Here is a 19100-nt window from a genome sequence, read left to right on the forward strand (position 1 = left end):
GCATAGTAAGGCAATCCTACCCAATATTTTACACTTATTGCCCAAGTCTTTCAACGAACAATAGCATTACTTCCATCCAGCCTTGAATTCCAACGGACTCACTCCCTCAATCTGCTTAAATATCCTGGAAAAATAATACAAAGGAGTTATTCCGCAGGCAGCTCCAACTTCCTCCACCGTCATATCTGTGAATCTAAGTAGCTGCTTGGCATGGGTAATTCTCACCACCAACAGATAATTGATGATAGATGTTCCAAACTGTTCCTTAAAGCTTCTTGATAAAGAATACTTATTTTTCAAAAACATATCTGATAACATATCAAGTGATATCTTTTCTGCGTAGTGTGTATCGATATATTCCTTGACATCATACAAGGATTTTGTATTTGGATCAAACTTTTTAGCTTCCGGATTCCAGCTAAATGACATCAAAAAAGTCATAAGAGAAGACAAGTATTCATTGATCCTGATATCCCTGATGTAGTCTGATGAATGAGAAACATCATTTATCTCTTTCCATATTCCTTCTGGAACCCCCAGATCTTCTGGTCTAAATACCGGTTGCCCACCTCTATCCACATACTTCATATATATAGGAAGAACATTATCTCCATTAAAATGTATCCACTCAAGTCTCCAGAGATTATTGGACGTTCTGTGCGAATATGGTTTTTGGCAATTGATAAAAACACAGTCTCCAGCCTCAATCTCATAGAGCTTACCTTCATAGTCCAGGTATCCGCTTCCCTCTTTTACATAGAAAAAGAGAAATGAAGAGAGATTCTGTCTCTTACTAATGTGCGTTTTTTGAGCTTTTAAACTACCAATTTCTTGTAAATATATAAGATTATTTTTTGCAAATTCCGAGGCAGTATACAGCAATCTATTTGAGGATACATACTCGCCTTGAAATAGTTTTTCGCCCATTTTACCGCTTCCTTTCATATTCATACTTCTGTTTTATATAGTATAGTTTTCACGTCAAGATAATGCAAATCAAAATCAAGAAAATGAATTGTTTTTATTTTGTTCTCTAAATATAATCATTATGAACATTAAACATTTGATTTTTTTGAGAGGTAAAAAAATGGCTAAAAAAGCTCTTATTACAGGAATCACAGGCCAGGATGGTTCATACCTTGCTGAGTTCCTTCTTGAAAAGGGTTATGACGTTCACGGAATAATCAGAAGATCTTCTGTAGATTACAGAGAGAGAATCGCTCATCTTGAAGGAAAGCCTAACTTCCATTTACATTATGGTGACCTTGGTGACTCTATGAGCATCATTGGAATCGTATCTAAGGTTCGCCCAGACGAGATCTACAACCTTGCAGCTCAGTCTCACGTTCAGGTTTCTTTCGATTCACCTGAGTTCACAGCAGACGTAGACGCTGTAGGTGTTACAAGAATCCTCGAAGCTGTTCGTCAGTGCGGTCTTACTGAGACATGCCGTATCTACCAGGCTTCAACATCTGAGCTCTATGGTAAGGTTGAGGAAGTTCCTCAGAACGAGAAGACTCCTTTCCATCCATACAGCCCATATGCAGTTGCTAAGCTCTATGGTTTCTGGATCGTAAAAGAGTATAGAGAAGCTTACAACATGTTCTGCTGCTCAGGTATTCTTTTCAACCATGAATCAGAGAGAAGAGGCGAGACATTTGTTACACGTAAGATCACTCTTGCTGCTTCTAGAATTGCCCAGGGCAAACAGGACAAGTTATACCTTGGAAATCTTTCAAGTCTTCGTGACTGGGGTTATGCTAAGGATTATGTTGAGTGTATGTGGCTCATTCTTCAGAATGACAAGCCAGAAGATTTCGTAATTGCTACTGGTGTGCAGCACTCAGTTAGAGAGTTCGCACAGCTTGCATTCCACTATGCTGGTATTGAGCTTGAGTTTAAGGGCGAAGGCGCTGATGAGAAGGGTTATGACAAGGCTACAGGTAAGGTACTTGTTGAGGTATCTCCTGACTTCTACAGACCTACAGACGTTGTTAACCTTTGGGGCGATCCTACTAAGGCCAAAGAGAAGCTTCACTGGAATCCACAGTCAACATCTTTCGAAGATCTCGTAAGAATCATGGTTGAGCATGATATGGCTAAGGTTGCAGTTGAAAGAGCTAACGAACACGTAGAATTCAATCTTGCAGAATTCCTTGAAAAGGGTATCGATAAATAAAGAAGAAGGTGACAGATATGATGGATTACGGTGCAAAAATATATGTTGCTGGCCACAGAGGAATGGTTGGTTCAGCAATCGTTCGTGAATTAAAGAAACAGGGCTACTTCAATATCGTAACCAGAACACACGCAGAGCTTGATCTTACAAGACAGGATCAGGTCGAGAAGTTCTTCGCTGAGGAAAAGCCTGAATATGTTTTCCTTGCAGCTGCTAAGGTTGGCGGAATCATGGGAAACTCAGAAGCTCTTGCAGATTTCATGTATGACAACATGATCCTCGAGATGAACGTTATTCACTCAGCTTGGAAGAATGATTGTAAAAAGGTTGAGTTCTTGGGTTCATCTTGTATCTACCCAAGAATGGCTCCACAGCCAATGAAGGAAGATTGTCTTCTTACTTCAGAACTTGAAAAGACCAACGAAGCTTATGCACTTGCTAAGATCTCAGGTCTTAAGTACTGTGAATACCTCAACAAACAGTATGGAACTGACTACATTTCAGTTATGCCTACTAACCTTTATGGGCCAAATGATAACTATCATCCAACTCATTCACACGTACTTCCAGCACTTATCAGACGTTTCCACGAGGCCAAGGAGCAGAACCTTCCTTATGTAACATGTTGGGGAGATGGAAGCCCACTTAGAGAATTCCTCTATGTTGATGACCTTGCAAACCTCTGCGTATTCCTTATGAATAACTACAGTGGCAACGAAACTGTTAACGCTGGTACAGGAAAAGAGCTTACTATCAAAGAACTCACAGAAAAGGTTGCAGCTATCATTGGTTACACAGGCGAGATCAGATGGGATCCTTCCAAGCCAAACGGAACACCAAGAAAGCTTCTTGATGTATCAAAGGCAAAGGACCTTGGTTGGACATATAAGACTGAACTTGATGACGGTATCAAGCTTGCTTATGAAGATTTCCTTCATAACCCAATGCGTGCTGAAAGATAAATTTAGACATTATAATAGGCGATGCAGACTTATGATCTGCATCGCCTTATTTATTTTGATCATTTAAACTCACAAGCTATATAGATATCTCCGCATCCATTGTCATAGTAGGCTATTCCAACGTAGGAGAAGTTTTGCCTCATGACATTTGCCTTATGCTTTGGGCTAAGCATCCAAGCAAGTACCACATTTTCAGGATTGGACTGCTCTACATTTCTGGCATGGGCTAGATTTTCGCCCTTTGATGAACTTGAAACTGTATACCAAGCTTTTCCATTTGGTCTTGTATGAGAAAACCTTGAAGCGCACTCTGCCGCCCTAGTTGTAGCCGCTTCCTGAAGCGTTTCATCAACTGTATAAGCTGGAAGTCCAGCCTCTGCTCTTGCTGCATTCATATATGCCAAAACATCATCTGCCCCCGCAGCCTTACATTCAAAGGAATATGCTTCAAAAAGCATATACACTATAGCCGTTAACATTATTAAGGTCTTTATATTCTTTCCCCTCATAAAGTACCTCTTTTCAAAATGGTGATCTACTGTTTCATCATTTCTGTATATTTATGATACTTTATTTCGGAGCCCAGAAGCTCTTTATTAACGTTATTTAGGCTATTCTTAATACATTGTTTAGAACAGAATCAATTGTTAATTTATTTTTTATAGTTAAAATTGTATTTTTATTAAATATTCGTCAAAAGCCCATTTTATCAATCTTTTGGTTTAAAGCCATCACCTATCTTCTTGCCAATAAATTCCATTTCCTCTGAAAGATCATGAGTTGCTGCAGGAAATGGTCCATAACCTATCTGATCTCCTTCAGCCGGATAATAGAAGGTTACACCAGATATTTCAAAGGTCTTTGTCTCATATGTGCCATAATCCTGCTGAACAAGGAAATACTTAGCATTAAATCTTGGATATTCATCTCTTATAAGATTCACACCCTTAAAGGCTATCCATAACGCCAAAAGAGCTACAAAAGCTTTGAGCATATAGTCTTTAGCTCTTTTATCTACTCTGTTACTGATAAGTATGAACATTCTGCCAAAAATTACAGCTACAACAAGCCAAACGTACACTATTCCATATCTGATAAGAGGAGCACTCATAAACCAGAAGATCATGCATCCAATTAAAGTAGCACCGATCGTCAAAAAGTCCGCCAAATTTAGCATACTTCTATGGCTTATCTCAAAAACTTTATTATTTAATTTATGTGTTTTTCTCTCAGATGCTGCCAAAAGGAAATACAAGAAGCAAACAATATAGATCACTATTGCCGCTAGAGCCAGCATGACCATAGCCTTGTTCATCATTGAAAGCTCGCTAAACCAGTGTGGAACCCACTCCTTCATGGCCACATGTCCATAATTTGTGACATCATTATAGCCTCGGCCAAAGGTCTTTATCTCTAGTGCGTCAAACTCTGCAACTCCCTTAGGTATTTCCCAATCAAAACCAAAGAAATCGAGGATCGTGACAGGATAGAGCACCCAGCCAGATATGATCACATTTCTTGTAAGGAATGGCAATACTATAACAAGCACTAAGAGTATAGATACACCAAAGGCCTTCATTTTCTCTTTTGTCCTATCATGGAACAGCATATAGATAGGAATTATGGCTAAAAGAACCATTGGTGCCGCTGAAAGCTTGATCGTAACCGCGTACACACTCAGCATAGTCAGCTGAATATATGGCACATAAGACTTTTCATGTCTCACATACATATCAAGCCAGTGAATTATGGTATAAAACACCATAGTCTGAAGAAAATAGTCCGACGCAGGCGCCACCATCTCATCATAGATAGTGAAAAGATAATAGATAGCTGCCACTCTTGCAAAATCAGAAAGAACGATATGTCCACGTCTTACTACATTCTTGATATCAAGGCACTGCCAAGCAAGAAGTAGCGCAAAAAAGCCAGCCATAACATGATATGACTGTCCGCCTAAAAAGGCCATGCTATATAGAGCAGACAGTGCAAACGATGCACTATTGTAAGCTAATCTCACATGTAGATTGCCCAATCCTTTGACAATACCATAGTCCTCTATCCAGTGAATAGCCTGCGCATGATAAAGATCTGAATCATAGTGCATTATACCGTGTGATGTGCCATAGGCCATAAGCAAAAAGATGAGAATATAAAAGACCCCATCGCAGTTAGAAGCCAGTACATGATGCATATCCTTAAGGTCTTCTAGAAGCTCTTGTCTGTAATATACAGCAGCCACTACACAATATAAAATTAGTAAAATATTGGCCTTTAAGCCAACGCCTTGGAAAATACTAAAGATTTCGGAAAAGACTGTTACAACGACAATTCCCGTGACAATATAAGATTCCCTGAAATGTGTCTTATATCTTTTGATAATTCCATTTTTAAGGGTAGCCATACCCGGCCATGATGACATCATCTTAAGAAAAGAATAGCCAACCAGGTATGTCGTGATAATTACATATAGCCATATCAACATGACTGTTATCATAAAATGCTAGCCCCCAAAATGTCATTTGTATTGATCATAGGCCAATAACTACTGCACCTACTATAATTCCTAAGATTGCTCCAAAGAGCACCTGTAATGGAGTATGACCTACAAACTCCTTGAGCTTTTGCTCAACTGGGATGTCCTGATCAAGCTCTTTGAACCAGTCCATCATATTGTTGATCACGACAGCCTGCTTACCAGCCTGTCTTCTAACTCCCATTGCATCATGCATTACTATAAGAGCAAGTACGCCAGAGATAGCAAATTCAAAAGAACCTGCTCCATAAGTTAAAAATGTTGATGTTACAAGAGCCATAACTGTGGCTGAGTGTGAACTTGGCATCCCTCCATCACCCATAAGTCTCTCAGGGTTGAAGTTTTTATTAACTATCACATAAATGATAGTTTTTAAAAACTGAGCCACAAGCCAGCCCCAAAATGCTGACATCAATATTCTGTTGCTAAAAATATCTGAAATAAAATCCATAAAACAATCCTTTTAAAGTAGTTCTTTTAAATACTGCTCAATAGCATCGTGCCAGTCTGCAAACATAAAGTCAGATGTGAGCTTGAACATATAGTTCTCGAGGATACTATAGGCTGGTCTAGGTGCAGACTGAGGATTCTTGGCAACGTATTCCTCAGTTGTAACATGATTAACCTTTGTCTTCTTGCCGGCAATCCTAAAGATCTCTTCTGTGAAATCTGCCCAGTTAGTATCTCCTTCACATGTACCATGGAAAGTTCCATAATTCTGTGTTGGAAGAAGATAATGAATAGCCTTAGCAAGCTCAGTTGTACTTGTTGGTGTTCCAAGCTGATCCTTTACCACGCTAACTTCATCATACTTCTCAGAAAGTGAGAGCATTGTCTTAACAAAGTTCTTACCATCTCCATAAAGCCATGCTGTTCTGATGATAAAAGACTCTTTTGCAAACTGCTTTACAAACTCTTCACCAGCAAGCTTTGTTTTTCCATAAACGCTTACAGGGTTTGTCTTATCAAACTCAACATATGGTCTTGTTCCATTTCCTTCAAAAACATAATCAGTAGAAACATGAACAAGCTTAGCTCCTACTTCCGTAGATGCTATAGCAAGGTTTCTTGGTCCAATTGCATTGATCTTGTACGAAAGATCAACATCACTTTCCTGCTTATCAACTGCTGTGTATGCTGCGCAGTTAACAATGGCTGCAGGTTTAACTTTTCTTGCAAGCTCAACAACAGCATCTACATTTGTAATATCAAGAGGAGTGATTCCATCTCCCTGAAATACGTCTGTATTAACAAGTTCATATTTGCCGTTAAGTTCCTTATTGATTGCTCTACCAAGCTGTCCATTGCAACCTGTTACAATTATTGTTTCCATACTGTTCTCCTATTAATCACAAAATCGGACGGCATCACTGCCGTCCAATTAGAAATATCAATCTGCGTAGGTGACACCATTTACTTCAAACTTTGAGAATGAACCGCCCTTTTCCTGAATTACAAAGATCATTGTCTTACCAGTATTGAGCACGATCTCATTGCCGTTGTCATCGTAGTAAGTAGTAGGACCGTAGTCATCTGTCTTTTCCCATTTGATGTGGATCATCTTGCCCTTAGTAATGTAATATCCATCACGTGTTGTATCATGCATCTGATAAGCAAGATAGCCGTTATCATCACGAACCTCATGATAAGTCCTCTGGATGATCACATTTGAGAATGCAAGCTGTTCTCCAGTAAGTGCATCTTTCTGCTCTGCACCATAAAGGGTTTTAAGATATACTTCTTTTTCTGGATCGTATTTAAGTGCTGACTTTGTTACAGGGAAGCATCCTGCCATGTTGATTTCTGTAGCATCTACAGCATCTGAATAATCTGATAATGTGTTAGGGTTTGAATAGCCTGTAAATGTGAAGTGTGACTCGCCTTCAAACTCATCTCTGTGTTCAAGTGAAAAACCAGCCTTGTCGATAGCAGAAGAAACATGTGCGCCATCTGTGAAGGCTGTGTGCTCAGAAGTACTTCCCTCAGGAATTCTGAAGAATGCGCCATAATCTGAACCCATTACACCGCCAACACCATTTAAGTTATCAACATCCTTACGTGTAAGTATTGTCTTAACATAGAGTTCTGGTCCGCCGTAGTGTACGATAACTGGATCATACTCAAGTGCCGCGTATACGAAGTAATCTCTGATACTACGGATATTTCCGATCTGGCTAAGATTCTGCCAATCCTCAAGAATACCCATCTGGCGGCTCATGCTTCCTTCTTCCATGATCTCATAAAATACAGCAACGTTACTAAGTCCGTACTGTGGCTGAGCCTCTTTATTTATAGGATACATAACAGCTAAAGGTCTGTTCTTGTTTACCTCTTCATCAACCCACTCATTAGTGAAGTAGCTTCTAACCATTCCTTCTGCAGGAGGTGTATCTTCATCAACTACCTCTGAAGATTCTTCTGAAGCAGCAACTACTGGAGTCTGTTCTACGTTTTCAAGTTTCTCAACACTAAGTCCTGTTACAGATTCATCGTTTGAAGAACCGCAACCAAATATCATAGCTGCAGCTAAGCCTACAGCTAAAATTGCTTTAACCTTTTTCATTACCGAAAGTTCCTCTCTAATTTTTTACGCAAGTGATAGTTTATCACAATCTGCTTTTATTCGCCAAGCCCCGTTTCAATAGCCTGTACAAGAGCATCCATAGCCTCTTCTTCATCAGGTCCATCGCACTTTAGTGTAAGCTCATCGCCACATTTGATACATGCCCCCAGAACGCTGAGTACACTTTTGGCATTGGCTGTATTATCACCATAACTAAATGTTATGTGGGATTTATAATTCATTGCAACTTTACACAAGTTACCCGCCGGACGAAGATGAAGTCCAGTGGGATTACTGATAACCACCTTCTGACTTATCATATTAAAGCATAACCTCCTCGATCAGCTTAGCAAGCTTCTTGGCTTCTTCTTCAATCTTGCTCTGATCCTTCCCCTCGATCATAACTCTTACTAATGGCTCTGTTCCTGAAGGTCTGATAAGGACTCTTCCATCACCAGCGAACTGCTTCTCAAGATCTGCAATTGCTCCTGCGATTTCAGGATAGTCCATATAAGCATCCTTCTTGTGAGTTGGTACATGAGCATTTACAAGAGCCTGAGGCATAACCTCCATAACCTTTGCAAGTTCTGATAATGGCTTACCAGTCTTGACCATTACTTCAAGCAGGTGAAGAGCTGATAACAATCCATCTCCTGTTGTATTGTCATCAAGGAAAATGATGTGTCCAGACTGCTCACCGCCAAGATTAGCTCCAATCTCCTTCATATGTTCAAGAACATATCTGTCACCAACCTTAGTCTTGTCTACCTGAATTCCTTCTCTTTCAGCCATCTTGAAGAATCCAAGATTACTCATAACTGTAGCAACGATTGTATTCTTGGCAAGCTTTCCATTGTCCTTCATATACTTACCAATAATAGCCATGATCTCGTCACCATCGACCATCTTACCATTTTCATCTACAGCAAGGAATCTATCTGCATCACCGTCAAAGGCAAGTCCAACATTTGCCTTCTCTGTTACAACTCTTCCCATAAGCTCTTCCATATGAGTTGAACCGCAACCAGCGTTGATGTTAGTTCCATCCGGATTATTGTGTATTACTATAACCTCAGCACCAAGCTGTCTGATAGCCTCTACAGAAGTATAATATGAAGCACCCTCTGCACAGTCCATAACAACTTTCATACCTTTAAGGTTTATATCTACTGCATTAAGATTGTGGTTAATGTACTCTTCTCTAGCATCTGTTCTGTTTTTGATCTTACCAACACCTGCTCCTGTTGGCATCTTAACTCCATCCATGTTGTTCTTGATAAGAGCTTCGATCTCATCTTCAAGAGCATCTGGAAGCTTGTATCCATTTCCATCAAAGAACTTGATACCATTAAATTCCATTGGATTGTGTGAAGCAGAAATAACTACACCAGCATCTACTCTGTACTTCTGAGTAAGATATGCTACACCAGGAGTTGGGATAACTCCAACATTAACTACGTCTGCTCCTACAGAACATGCACCAGCCATAAGTGCACTTGCCAGCATGTCGCCTGAAAGTCTTGTATCGCATCCAACCATGATAGTTGGCTTGTGGTTTACCTCTTTTGATAAAACATAAGCTCCAGCCTGTCCAAGCTGCATTGCAAGTAATGGTGTAAGCTCATCATTAGCTACACCTCTAACGCCGTCAGTACCAAATAATCTTCCCATTACAATAACCTCTTAATCTTAATTATTCTTTTCAACTTTGACATATACACTTACAGGAGCTTTCTCCTTGACTCCCTCAGGCAGATTCCATTCTACCTGTGCTGTATATGTACCTTCAGTCAATTCTGTTAAGCCATTACTTTCTAGTATTTCATCAATATCTACTGTACCTTCAAGACTGCCAGCAGAAATTACATCAAGTTCTGTTTTTAGTCCCTGAAGAGTTAAGGATACAGTATCATATTCGCTATCGTCAATATTTATATCAAATCCATCAACAGTGCCTGAAATAGTCACATTCTTGGTGCTTACATCATAAGTTTCTTCAGATACACTGCCAATATGAACAACAACAGCTGCTGTTCCATGATAGTCCGGATCACCAAATGTAACGCCAGATGGCAGGTACTTGCTAACATCAACAGTATAGTTGAGGTTCTTAGAAAGACCTGTGACATTAAGTCCATCATCCTTGATAGTGATCTCATTTACAGAAGAGATAACGCTGCTCCTTCCTGCAATCAGAATCTCAGAAGGATTGCTATCTATCTTACCTGTAAGTATATAACCATTTGCAGGTTCGCCAGTTACTACATAATTGAGAGGAACATACTTGGTTCCATAGATAGTAACATTCACGCGAACTGACTTGATATTCATTGATACCTGAGAACTGTCCACAGGATCACCATCTGCATCATACAAAATGATATCTGCATCAGTTCCAATATTTGAAGTAAAGCCTGTTACATCCACATCAACTTCTGCAGACTGAATATTCTGGATAACTGACTCAGGTCCGTTTATCCTGATCATATTCTGCTCTGTTGTAACATCTCCGATGATATAACCATCAGACAATGTTCCGGAAGTAGTCGCTGTAAGAGCCAACGTCTTGGAGGCCTTGCGTTCCACACTGAGCTTAACAACATCCGTACTAGTGACGATCTTTTGGATCTTGTCGCTGTATTTATTGGTCGTAACGTTGATAGTTACAGTATTAAGACTAGATAAATCCTGAACATCCGCTGTAGCAACCACATTGTTCTGGCTAAGTGAATCAATTATAGATCTAGGCGCGTAAATTGTAACCGAACTGATAGTATCGCTACCATCAAGTATTGTGTACACCTGACCCTGATCAGTGATCAGATTTGTATTCTTGAGTGTTACAGGAACGTTCGTATATCTTACTGAAATAACCGGATCATTGATATTAGTAACAAGAAACCATATTATGATTGCAAAAATAAGAGAAGCAAGTTTGAGTCCCCAATTGGCTGTAATCTTCTTCATTTTCTCACCTTAGCCTTTCTGGCAAGATGTTTAATCGGAGTCTCTTCTGTATGCTTGTCCTGGAAGATTCTCAAACGTTCTCTCAGCCTGTCGCTATCTACTGCTCTTTCAAGTTCGCCTTCGTAGGCAATACTTATCTTTCCTGTCTCTTCTGAAACAATGATAGTAAGTGAATCAGTAGCCTCTGAAACACCGATACCCGCTCTATGTCTGGTTCCAAGTTCCTTACCAATTCCCATATTATCTGATAAAGGAAGATAACATGTTGCTGCTGTCACTCTATCGCCTCTGATGATGACCGCACCATCATGAAGTGGTGTATTGTGTTCAAAAATATTGATAAGTAGCTGGCTTGTAACAATACCATCTACATCAATTCCTGTTCTCTCGTACTCAGCAAGAGGGTGATTTTGCTCAATAACAATAAGGGCACCAGTTCTAACCTTACCCATTTCAACGCATGCTCTTACTATCTCATTTAAAGTTCTGTCTGAAAAGCGGCCTTCTGTCTTGGGGTCTCCCAAAGATAGCACATTGGAAAAGAAATTCTTTCGGCCAAGCTCTTCAAGCGCTTTTCTAAGTTCTGGCTGCAGGATTACAACCATGGCTATGATAGCTATACTAAATACTCTCTCGACAATCCATAGGATAGTAGACATATTAAAGAGGGCAGCTATCAGGATAAAGACAACTATGACGATTACGCCCTTTAACAAAGACCATAATCTTGTATTTTTTGCCCACACTAAAATATGATATACCAGAAATGCGATAATAAAGACTTCTAGTATATCTGAAAATCTTATAGTCGGCATGTGCAGACTAGTTCTATTAAAATCAAAAAGAAAATCTATCTGCTTCATAGTGTCCCTTTATATCTTATCTGTGCTGTTCTCTAGCACGATTTATCTTTTTTACTTTTCTCTCTGGAGTTGAAACTGTAACCTTAGGTACAGCCTTAACATAATAGTAGTACTCGTCATCCTCAAACTGTACTTTCTCTGTTCTGCTGTAATCAAGGCTGAAGGAGAAGAACTCTACAACCAGCATCAAAAGAGCTGAGAAGATAGTTCCAAATATCACTCCAATAATTGAAATATCTGCATCGCATACAAGACTTCCAATGAGAATACAAATGATAAGAGAGATTGCTCCACATGCAATTGCAATCTTCCATGAATTATCTGCTGAAGATCTGCGGATCATATATACAATAACTACTGTTATTGCAAAAGCTACGATCATTACGATCATAGTCTTATTACCAATAAGTCCTGATAGGATAGAATGGAATTCATTAGCAGCCTCTACTACCCCATCGCTACCAAAGGTTGCTGCATTAGATGAAAAGTATGAGATCACAAATGAAATAACTACTCCAAATGCAACTGATACTGCAGATGCTGGTGTTCCAAGAAGTCCCATAGCAAGTGGCATAACAAATGGGATATGAAGGAAATAAAAGATTGGAGTAAGTAGAACAGCAAGTGTATCCTTAGGTGAGAACCTAAAGTATAGTAAAAACATCAGCACAAAGATGATCGCTGCGATCATTGCACATTCTGGTGCCAACGCATACAAATGTCCAAGAATAAACACAGCTGCAATAAACACGATAAAGTTTGCTGGAAGGATAGCACAAAGAAGCGCAGCCATCATAACAATAGCAAAGTTATTGAGAGAATTCATATAACCAAGCTTACCATTGATCATTAAGATAGATACAAGTGCAAGTAAGAACTTCCAGATATAAGTAATATAAGTTTCGTTTTTGATATAAAATTTTTTGATGTATTGCTTTAATTCTAAAAGTGACGTCATGATATCATTGTTCCTTTTCGTACATTCTTGCTAGTTTTTTCAGATTTCCATAATACTCTTTCATATTCTTGCGCATCTTGGAATAACGATAGGAATAGATGATATATGATGCAAGAGAATACACGCCAACAAGCAGGAGGTAATAAATAAGATACCTCCTGCCAATTGTCAGTAAATTATCAGTATTATAAAGAGTGGATATTACATTTTCAAAATCATAAAGTACATATGTTCCAACAATAATTGCAAAAACTATTGTGGCACTGATCACTGACTTAATAATATTAAAGCCAATATAATCACTTCTAAAGTAGGAATTGATAGTTCCGTTCTTTTTGCCTTCACGATCCATAAACGCAGTCATTTTGGTCATCAAAATGACTTTTTCTTCATTTAACATTTTTGCTCCTTAAGTATCCAGGAAGCGCATACCTGCCTTAGTCTCTTTCTTTACAGGCTGCTGTACAGCAGGCTGAGGCTTAGCAAATGTGTTAGTTAAATTATTTGCCATATTACCTTTACATTTAGCACAAAATCTTCCTGTCAAAATTGGCTCTCCACACTTCTCACACTGCAGTGCGATTGGAGATCCCTCTGAGAACATAAGTCTCTCTTCACGGATCCACTGCTGGATCTGCTTTGTTGTAACCCCATTATCTTCGGCAATCTGCTTAATATCAGCACGTGGATTTTCCTCAATGTACTTCTTTACATTTTGGAAATCTTCTTCCAGAGCCTTTTTACATGGTTCACAGATCATCTGGCCACCAATGTAATTAAACATCTTTCCGCACCTAGCACAATTACGAATGTTCATAATTCTGACCTCCATTTATGTTAAGTAGTTTGCCCGATAGCAAGTGTCAGAGAATACACATTCTCAACTCCCGCCATCTGAAACTCATGGGCGATCTCATCAATGGTACTTCCTGTTGTATAGATGTCATCAATAATAAGTATACAGTTAAATTTTACATCATTTCGCACTATATTAAAAGCCTTTTTCAAATTATTGCGCCTGCCTCTGGCGTCCAGTTTCTTCATGGGCAACGTCGGTCTGGCCCTGACTATGATGTCATCCCTATATTCAATTCTTAGTTCCCTTGCGAGCTTTTTGGCGTATACTTCTGCCTGATTATAACCTCTCTGCTTTTTCTTCTTGTCATACATCGGAACAGGGATTATTGCTTCAATGCCAAGCTTTTTGATCTGTTTTGACAGTCTTTGAGCTGTCACATGAGCATAGTAATCTGCATATTCCTGTCTACCCATATATTTAAACTTATATATGGATCCGGATATGCTCCTATACTGAAACACGCCAAAGTTTCTTTCAAATCTATGCTTCACACGTACGCAATCACCACAGTACTCACTGTCATCTTGTGTTCCAAGCTGCTTGCCGCATTTCATACATTTTGAACCAGATATAAGCCTTATCTTTTTCTGGCATTCTGAATGTATGAGTTCACCACTTTTCACCAGTTCATCACATATAGGACAATGTCTTGGATACAAAAAACTCAGAGCTTTATCAATAAATTCAAATTGCATCAAAAACTTCTTTTATCCTATCTGAAAGGCCAGTATATCTCTTGAGCTGCTCCTCATTGTCAACCATCGTCATCAAAGTCTGACTGCTACCAAGGATACAGACCGTACTCTTAGCCCTTGTAACAGCCGTATAGAGAAGGTTCCTGTTAAGAAGCATCCTTGGGCCTCCAAGGATCGGCAATATAACTGCTGGATACTCACTTCCCTGTGACTTATGGATAGTAATAGCATATGACAGTTCAAGCTCGTCAAGCTCAGAAAACGGATATCTGACTCTCCTATGTTCATCAAATTCCACCACAAGATCCTGGGAATATTCATTGATCTCTTTTACTATTCCCATATCTCCGTTAAAGATTCCCATGCCTGAATCTATAGGAACATTGTATTTGCCTACAACTTCCCATTCAGCCTGATAATTATTCCTGATCTGCATGACCTTATCGCCTTCACGAAGTGTCATATCGCCATAGGCGTGCTCTTTTTTGGAAGGATCTGGTGGATTCAGGTACTCCTGAAGGACGAGATTTAATTGCTGCGCTCCAAGTGGTCCTTTTTTCATGGGTGTCAGCACCTGAATATCATAAGGCCCAGCATCGACATACCCAGGAAGCTTATCCCTTATGAGCTGTACCATATGCTTGTATATTACGTTGCTGTCACTTCTTTCAAGAAAAAAGAAATCCTTACTCTTATTGTCAAGAACTGGCTTCTCACCATTGTGAATCCTATGAGCATTCATGACTATATCGCTCTCTTCTGCCTGTCTAAATATCTTTTTCAGATATATAGTGGGGAATTTCTGGCTAGAAATGAGGTCACTTAAGACCTGTCCCGCACCAACGCTTGGAAGCTGAGAGCTATCACCAACCAATATCAGGTGCACTCCAGGCACCAGAGCTTTTAACAGCGCATAAAAGAGGTGTGTATCAACCATAGACATTTCATCAATAATGATTGCATCAGCCTCTAATGGATTATCTCTATTTCTCTCAAAATGAACACCAGAGCCTTTTTCATCATCCATCTGACCCGAAACTTCAAGAAGTCTATGTATAGTCCTAGCCTCATAGCCAGTTGCTTCAGTCATACGCTTAGCAGCTCGTCCGGTAGGTGCCGCCAGCATGATATCCATGCCCTGACTTGCATAATATTCAATAATAGTATTGATGGTGGTAGTCTTACCTGTACCAGGTCCACCAGTTATGATCACAACTCCATTAGAGATACTCTTTAAAACTGCATCCCTCTGAAGGTCATCTAGCTCAATGCCTTTTTTATTTTCAATCTCAAGTATCCTGTCCAGATACATCTTTTCCTCAGCAGGACTTGTCTTCTCGGCAAGGTTCAGATCAGAGAGCATGACTGCGCAGCCCTGCTCCTCATAGTAAAAGCTGGCAGCAAAAATATTAGTGTCATTCTTGACCACTAATTTCTTGTCCATTGTAAGGTTTGCTATCTGAGTGCGTACGCTTTCCGAATCAATAACTGCTTCCGGTCCTGTTTCCAAAAGAGCTACTGTCTTGGATACAAGCTCATCAATAGGAAGATATGTATTTCCATCAAGCGAAGCCTGTAAAAGAGTGAACAATATCCCGCTTCTGATCCTGTATTCCGAGTCTACTCTTATGCCTATCTTGCCAGCTATCTCGTCTGCAGTTCTAAATCCAATTCCAGAAATATCATCAGCAAGCTGGTATGGATTCTCCTGAATGATGGCATAAAGCCTTGATCCATATGCATTAAAAATCTTAACAGCCATAGTATTGCTGATGCCATACTGAGAGAGAAACATCATAGCGTCACGCATTTCTCTCTTTTCAGCCATCTGCATAGCAATATCAATAGCCTTTTTCTCGCTGATTCCTTTGATCTCAGCAAGTCTTTCTGGTTCATCCTCTATGATTCTAAAGGTTTCAGCGCCAAACTTCTTGACAATTCTTGCTGCCAGGGCCTCGCCGATACCCTTGATAGCTCCTGAGCCAAGATATCTCTGCATAGATACAGCATCATCTGGCATAATGATCTTGAAATTAGCCACCTTGAGCTGTTCGCCGTAAACTGGATGATTTACAATATCGCCCTCGATCTCCAGAGTATCTCCTACATCTGCATCTTTAAATATACCAGTGCAGACCAGTTCCTCCCCGTCCACAACGAGGCTCACTACTCCGTAACCATTCTCGGCATTTTTATATATAAAATGATCAATGTATCCTTTAATAACTTCTTTTTCCATAGCAAATAGTATACCACAACAAAAAGCGCGCAATCCTTAAGTTTTCTTAAGAATTACGCGCTATATTATTCATCAATTATTTATTTTCCAACTTTCCTTCTGGAATGTCGTAGTTGCGCTTCAAGTTCTCATAGAGCATCTGCGCAAATCCATTACTCTGAGTATCAACAGATGTTGAACAAACTTCCTGAAGTGTCTGATCTTTGAAGAAATCAACCAAAGTGCTTGTTGAATTATCACCCTTTTCAGGTTTAAGAGCATCTACAGATTTCTGCATCTCTTTGAACATCTGCTCCAAGAAATAAGCCTCAAAGCTTTTGCAAGCCTCCATAAGTTCATCATCAGTAGATGTCTTAGAAGTGTTCTCAAGCTTCTTTTGAAGAGCAACTGTACTTGCATTCTTGCTCTCCTGCATGGCATATTCAGTTACCGCGGTAGCATTAAGCCCCTTAATATCTAATCCAGCCATATTAGCTCCTTACTTATCTCTTAAGGCCATTAGCAGTCTGCATCATCTCATCGGTTGTCTGAATTGCTGTTGAATTCATTTCGTAAGCACGCTGTGCAACGATAAGATTAACCATCTCTGTTGCTACGTTTACGTTTGAGCCTTCGAGATAACCCTGAACGATCTCACTCACCTTGATATCGTCTGCCTCTGCCTCAAGAACAGGCTCACCACTTGCTGCTGTCTCTTTCCAAGCAGCACTACCTACTCTCTCAAGACCTTCTCTATTTCTGAACTGCCAGATACCAATCTGGAGATCATTAACTGGTTCAGGTACACCCTCTTCGTTTGGATAATAGATCTTGCCATCACCGCCAATTGTGATTCTGCTGGCAATAGCGTTATCAATAGTGATAGCATTACCATTGATATCAAGAACCGGGTTACCTTCAGCTGTTGTAAGCTCAACTGTTGTACCACCTGTCTCTGTAAGAGCCCATGTAAAGTTACCATTTCTGGTATACAGCTGTGTCTCACCATCAGCATCCATATAACTAAAGAAACCATCACCACTTATAGCAAGTGCTGCTGGGTTATCACTATTCTGAAATGATCCCTGGGAAAAGAACTGATTAATGGTTGAAGTTCTAACACCAAGTCCCACCTGTGAATTGGTTGGTTTTGGTGTACCATTAGCAGTTGTTGTTACAGTCTGAAGCTCCTGATAAAGAAGAGATTTAAACTGAGCGCCCTGTGCCTTATATCCTACAGTGTTAACATTGGCAAGATTGTTTGAAATAGTATCTACATTAGTCTGCTGGGCATTCATACCAGTCGCTGCTGACCAAAGACTTCTTACCATAAGTCACCTCCGATTTCAATATCAAATAACCTTTGAATACATCCGTCCTCCGTGACCTAATGTATCTCTCTTACCATTTATCGGCAAATTTCCGTCATTACTTAATATTATTTGCAAAAAGTATTATGAAAGTCTACCAAGCTGATTAACTGCAATATCCAAAGATGAATCTACTGTTGTGATCATTCGCTGGTTGGTATCGTAATTTCTCTGAACCGCGATCATATTGACCATCTCATCGACAACGGAAACGTTGGACTGCTCAAGGAATCCAGCATAAAGAGGTGATGTTGATTCTACTGCATTGGTTCCGTCGATAGGAATATACATATTCTCGCCATAATGCTCAAGATTATCATATGTGATCCTGCCATCAGGATATGTTGTCTTTTCAAAATCAAAACGACCAACTGTGGCAACCACTTCACCATCCTGGATGATTTCTCCAAGTGTGTTGATCTCTACTGAAAGCTGTGGATCGAGCTCGATATGACCACCATCCTGAGAAAGAACGTAGTCACCATCCTGAGTGACCAAAACTCCATCAGCATTCAAAGTGAAATTACCATCACGGGTATACATGATATTTGTCTGATTAGCTACATCTCTCTCGATATTAACAGCCTTGTTAGTGTACTCGATTCCAAAGAATCCATAGCCACCAATAGCCATATCGAAAGTATTATTAGTTTCCTTCATTGGTCCCTCAGACCAATCTACATAACCTTCGCCAATCTTCACACCCGGATTAATAATGCCCAGTCCACGCGCAGTGAACGGGGCATCAGTATAATCTTTTATTTTCAGCGCAAGCTGATCACTGAAAGACTGTGATGTTGCGCCTTCCTTTTTGTATCCATTAGTGTTGGCATTGGCAAGATTGTTGGTGAGCACATCCATTCTGTGCTGCTCGTTGATCATACCTGTGTAAGCAGTATAAAGACCCTTTACCATACAAAATCCCTCATA

Annotated in this window: 20 protein-coding genes; 2 read left to right on the forward strand and 18 right to left on the reverse strand. The window is 39.8% G+C overall.

All coding sequences use genetic code 11. From position 1 onward, the window contains the following. Nucleotides 1-66 precede the first annotated feature (66 nt). On the reverse strand, nucleotides 67-927 hold the full coding sequence (locus BLS24_RS02145; RefSeq protein WP_091755735.1) for an AraC family transcriptional regulator: 861 nt from the start codon (nucleotides 925-927) through the stop codon (nucleotides 67-69). A gap of 160 nt (nucleotides 928-1087) precedes the next feature. Here BLS24_RS02145 and gmd point away from each other — a divergent pair, with 160 nt between their 5' ends. Next, the gene (gene gmd / locus BLS24_RS02150; RefSeq protein WP_071177069.1) at nucleotides 1088-2179 is read left to right on the forward strand and encodes a GDP-mannose 4,6-dehydratase; all 1092 of its coding nucleotides are present in this window, start codon (nucleotides 1088-1090) and stop codon (nucleotides 2177-2179) included. Between the two features lie 20 nt (nucleotides 2180-2199). Then, nucleotides 2200-3141, forward strand: a complete 942-nt coding sequence (locus tag BLS24_RS02155; protein ID WP_334292947.1) for a GDP-L-fucose synthase family protein — start codon at nucleotides 2200-2202, stop codon at nucleotides 3139-3141. 59 nt (nucleotides 3142-3200) lie between these two features. Here the strand turns inward: BLS24_RS02155 and BLS24_RS02160 are convergent, their stop codons facing one another. The 17 genes from BLS24_RS02160 to BLS24_RS02240 form a co-directional block, all read right to left on the reverse strand. Beyond that, nucleotides 3201-3650 carry a CAP domain-containing protein gene (locus BLS24_RS02160; protein ID WP_091755739.1) on the reverse strand — a complete coding sequence of 150 codons (450 nt, stop codon included), beginning with the start codon at nucleotides 3648-3650 and terminating at the stop codon, nucleotides 3201-3203. A 200-nt stretch (nucleotides 3651-3850) separates the two neighbouring features. Next, the gene (locus BLS24_RS02165) at nucleotides 3851-5638 is read right to left on the reverse strand and encodes an LIC_10190 family membrane protein (protein WP_091755740.1); all 1788 of its coding nucleotides are present in this window, start codon (nucleotides 5636-5638) and stop codon (nucleotides 3851-3853) included. Nucleotides 5639-5672: 34 nt separating this feature from the next. Then, nucleotides 5673-6128, reverse strand: coding sequence for a divergent PAP2 family protein (locus BLS24_RS02170; RefSeq protein ID WP_091755741.1), 456 nt, complete (start codon nucleotides 6126-6128; stop codon nucleotides 5673-5675). A gap of 12 nt (nucleotides 6129-6140) precedes the next feature. Next, nucleotides 6141-7010: a dTDP-4-dehydrorhamnose reductase gene (rfbD, locus tag BLS24_RS02175; RefSeq protein ID WP_091755742.1), complete on the reverse strand. Its 870-nt coding sequence runs from the start codon at nucleotides 7008-7010 to the stop codon at nucleotides 6141-6143. 57 nt (nucleotides 7011-7067) lie between these two features. Further along, nucleotides 7068-8240 carry a DUF3048 domain-containing protein gene (locus BLS24_RS02180; protein ID WP_091755743.1) on the reverse strand — a complete coding sequence of 391 codons (1173 nt, stop codon included), beginning with the start codon at nucleotides 8238-8240 and terminating at the stop codon, nucleotides 7068-7070. 56 nt (nucleotides 8241-8296) lie between these two features. Then, entirely contained in the window at nucleotides 8297-8560 is a 264-nt protein-coding gene (locus BLS24_RS02185) for an HPr family phosphocarrier protein (protein ID WP_071177076.1), read from the reverse strand. A gap of 1 nt (nucleotide 8561) precedes the next feature. Beyond that, a complete protein-coding gene (gene glmM, locus BLS24_RS02190) occupies nucleotides 8562-9911 on the reverse strand; it encodes a phosphoglucosamine mutase (protein ID WP_091755744.1) in 1350 nt (449 codons plus the stop codon). Nucleotides 9912-9929: 18 nt separating this feature from the next. Next, the gene (locus tag BLS24_RS02195) at nucleotides 9930-11207 is read right to left on the reverse strand and encodes a CdaR family protein (RefSeq protein WP_091755745.1); all 1278 of its coding nucleotides are present in this window, start codon (nucleotides 11205-11207) and stop codon (nucleotides 9930-9932) included. Continuing rightward, the gene (gene cdaA, locus BLS24_RS02200) at nucleotides 11204-12070 is read right to left on the reverse strand and encodes a diadenylate cyclase CdaA (RefSeq protein ID WP_091755746.1); all 867 of its coding nucleotides are present in this window, start codon (nucleotides 12068-12070) and stop codon (nucleotides 11204-11206) included. The genes BLS24_RS02195 and cdaA overlap by 4 nt, the downstream gene beginning before the upstream one ends. 16 nt (nucleotides 12071-12086) lie before the next feature. Next, nucleotides 12087-13028, reverse strand: a complete 942-nt coding sequence (locus BLS24_RS02205) for a hypothetical protein (RefSeq protein ID WP_091755747.1) — start codon at nucleotides 13026-13028, stop codon at nucleotides 12087-12089. A gap of 4 nt (nucleotides 13029-13032) precedes the next feature. Beyond that, nucleotides 13033-13428 carry a hypothetical protein gene (locus BLS24_RS02210; RefSeq protein WP_091755748.1) on the reverse strand — a complete coding sequence of 132 codons (396 nt, stop codon included), beginning with the start codon at nucleotides 13426-13428 and terminating at the stop codon, nucleotides 13033-13035. Between the two features lie 9 nt (nucleotides 13429-13437). Further along, nucleotides 13438-13845, reverse strand: a complete 408-nt coding sequence (locus BLS24_RS02215) for a flagellar protein (protein ID WP_091755749.1) — start codon at nucleotides 13843-13845, stop codon at nucleotides 13438-13440. Nucleotides 13846-13865: 20 nt separating this feature from the next. Continuing rightward, the gene (locus BLS24_RS02220; protein ID WP_091755750.1) at nucleotides 13866-14582 is read right to left on the reverse strand and encodes a ComF family protein; all 717 of its coding nucleotides are present in this window, start codon (nucleotides 14580-14582) and stop codon (nucleotides 13866-13868) included. Then, a complete protein-coding gene (recD2, locus tag BLS24_RS02225; RefSeq protein WP_091755751.1) occupies nucleotides 14572-16821 on the reverse strand; it encodes an SF1B family DNA helicase RecD2 in 2250 nt (749 codons plus the stop codon). The genes BLS24_RS02220 and recD2 overlap by 11 nt, the downstream gene beginning before the upstream one ends. Before the next feature lie 76 nt (nucleotides 16822-16897). Continuing rightward, nucleotides 16898-17290, reverse strand: a complete 393-nt coding sequence (locus BLS24_RS02230; protein ID WP_091755753.1) for a hypothetical protein — start codon at nucleotides 17288-17290, stop codon at nucleotides 16898-16900. Nucleotides 17291-17303: 13 nt separating this feature from the next. Beyond that, nucleotides 17304-18131, reverse strand: coding sequence for a flagellar hook-basal body protein (locus BLS24_RS02235; protein ID WP_091755757.1), 828 nt, complete (start codon nucleotides 18129-18131; stop codon nucleotides 17304-17306). 123 nt (nucleotides 18132-18254) lie between these two features. Next, a complete protein-coding gene (locus BLS24_RS02240; protein WP_091755759.1) occupies nucleotides 18255-19085 on the reverse strand; it encodes a flagellar hook-basal body protein in 831 nt (276 codons plus the stop codon). Nucleotides 19086-19100 lie beyond the last annotated feature (15 nt).

This window comes from Butyrivibrio sp. INlla18 (assembly GCF_900103635.1).
Taxonomy (GTDB): domain Bacteria; phylum Bacillota; class Clostridia; order Lachnospirales; family Lachnospiraceae; genus Butyrivibrio.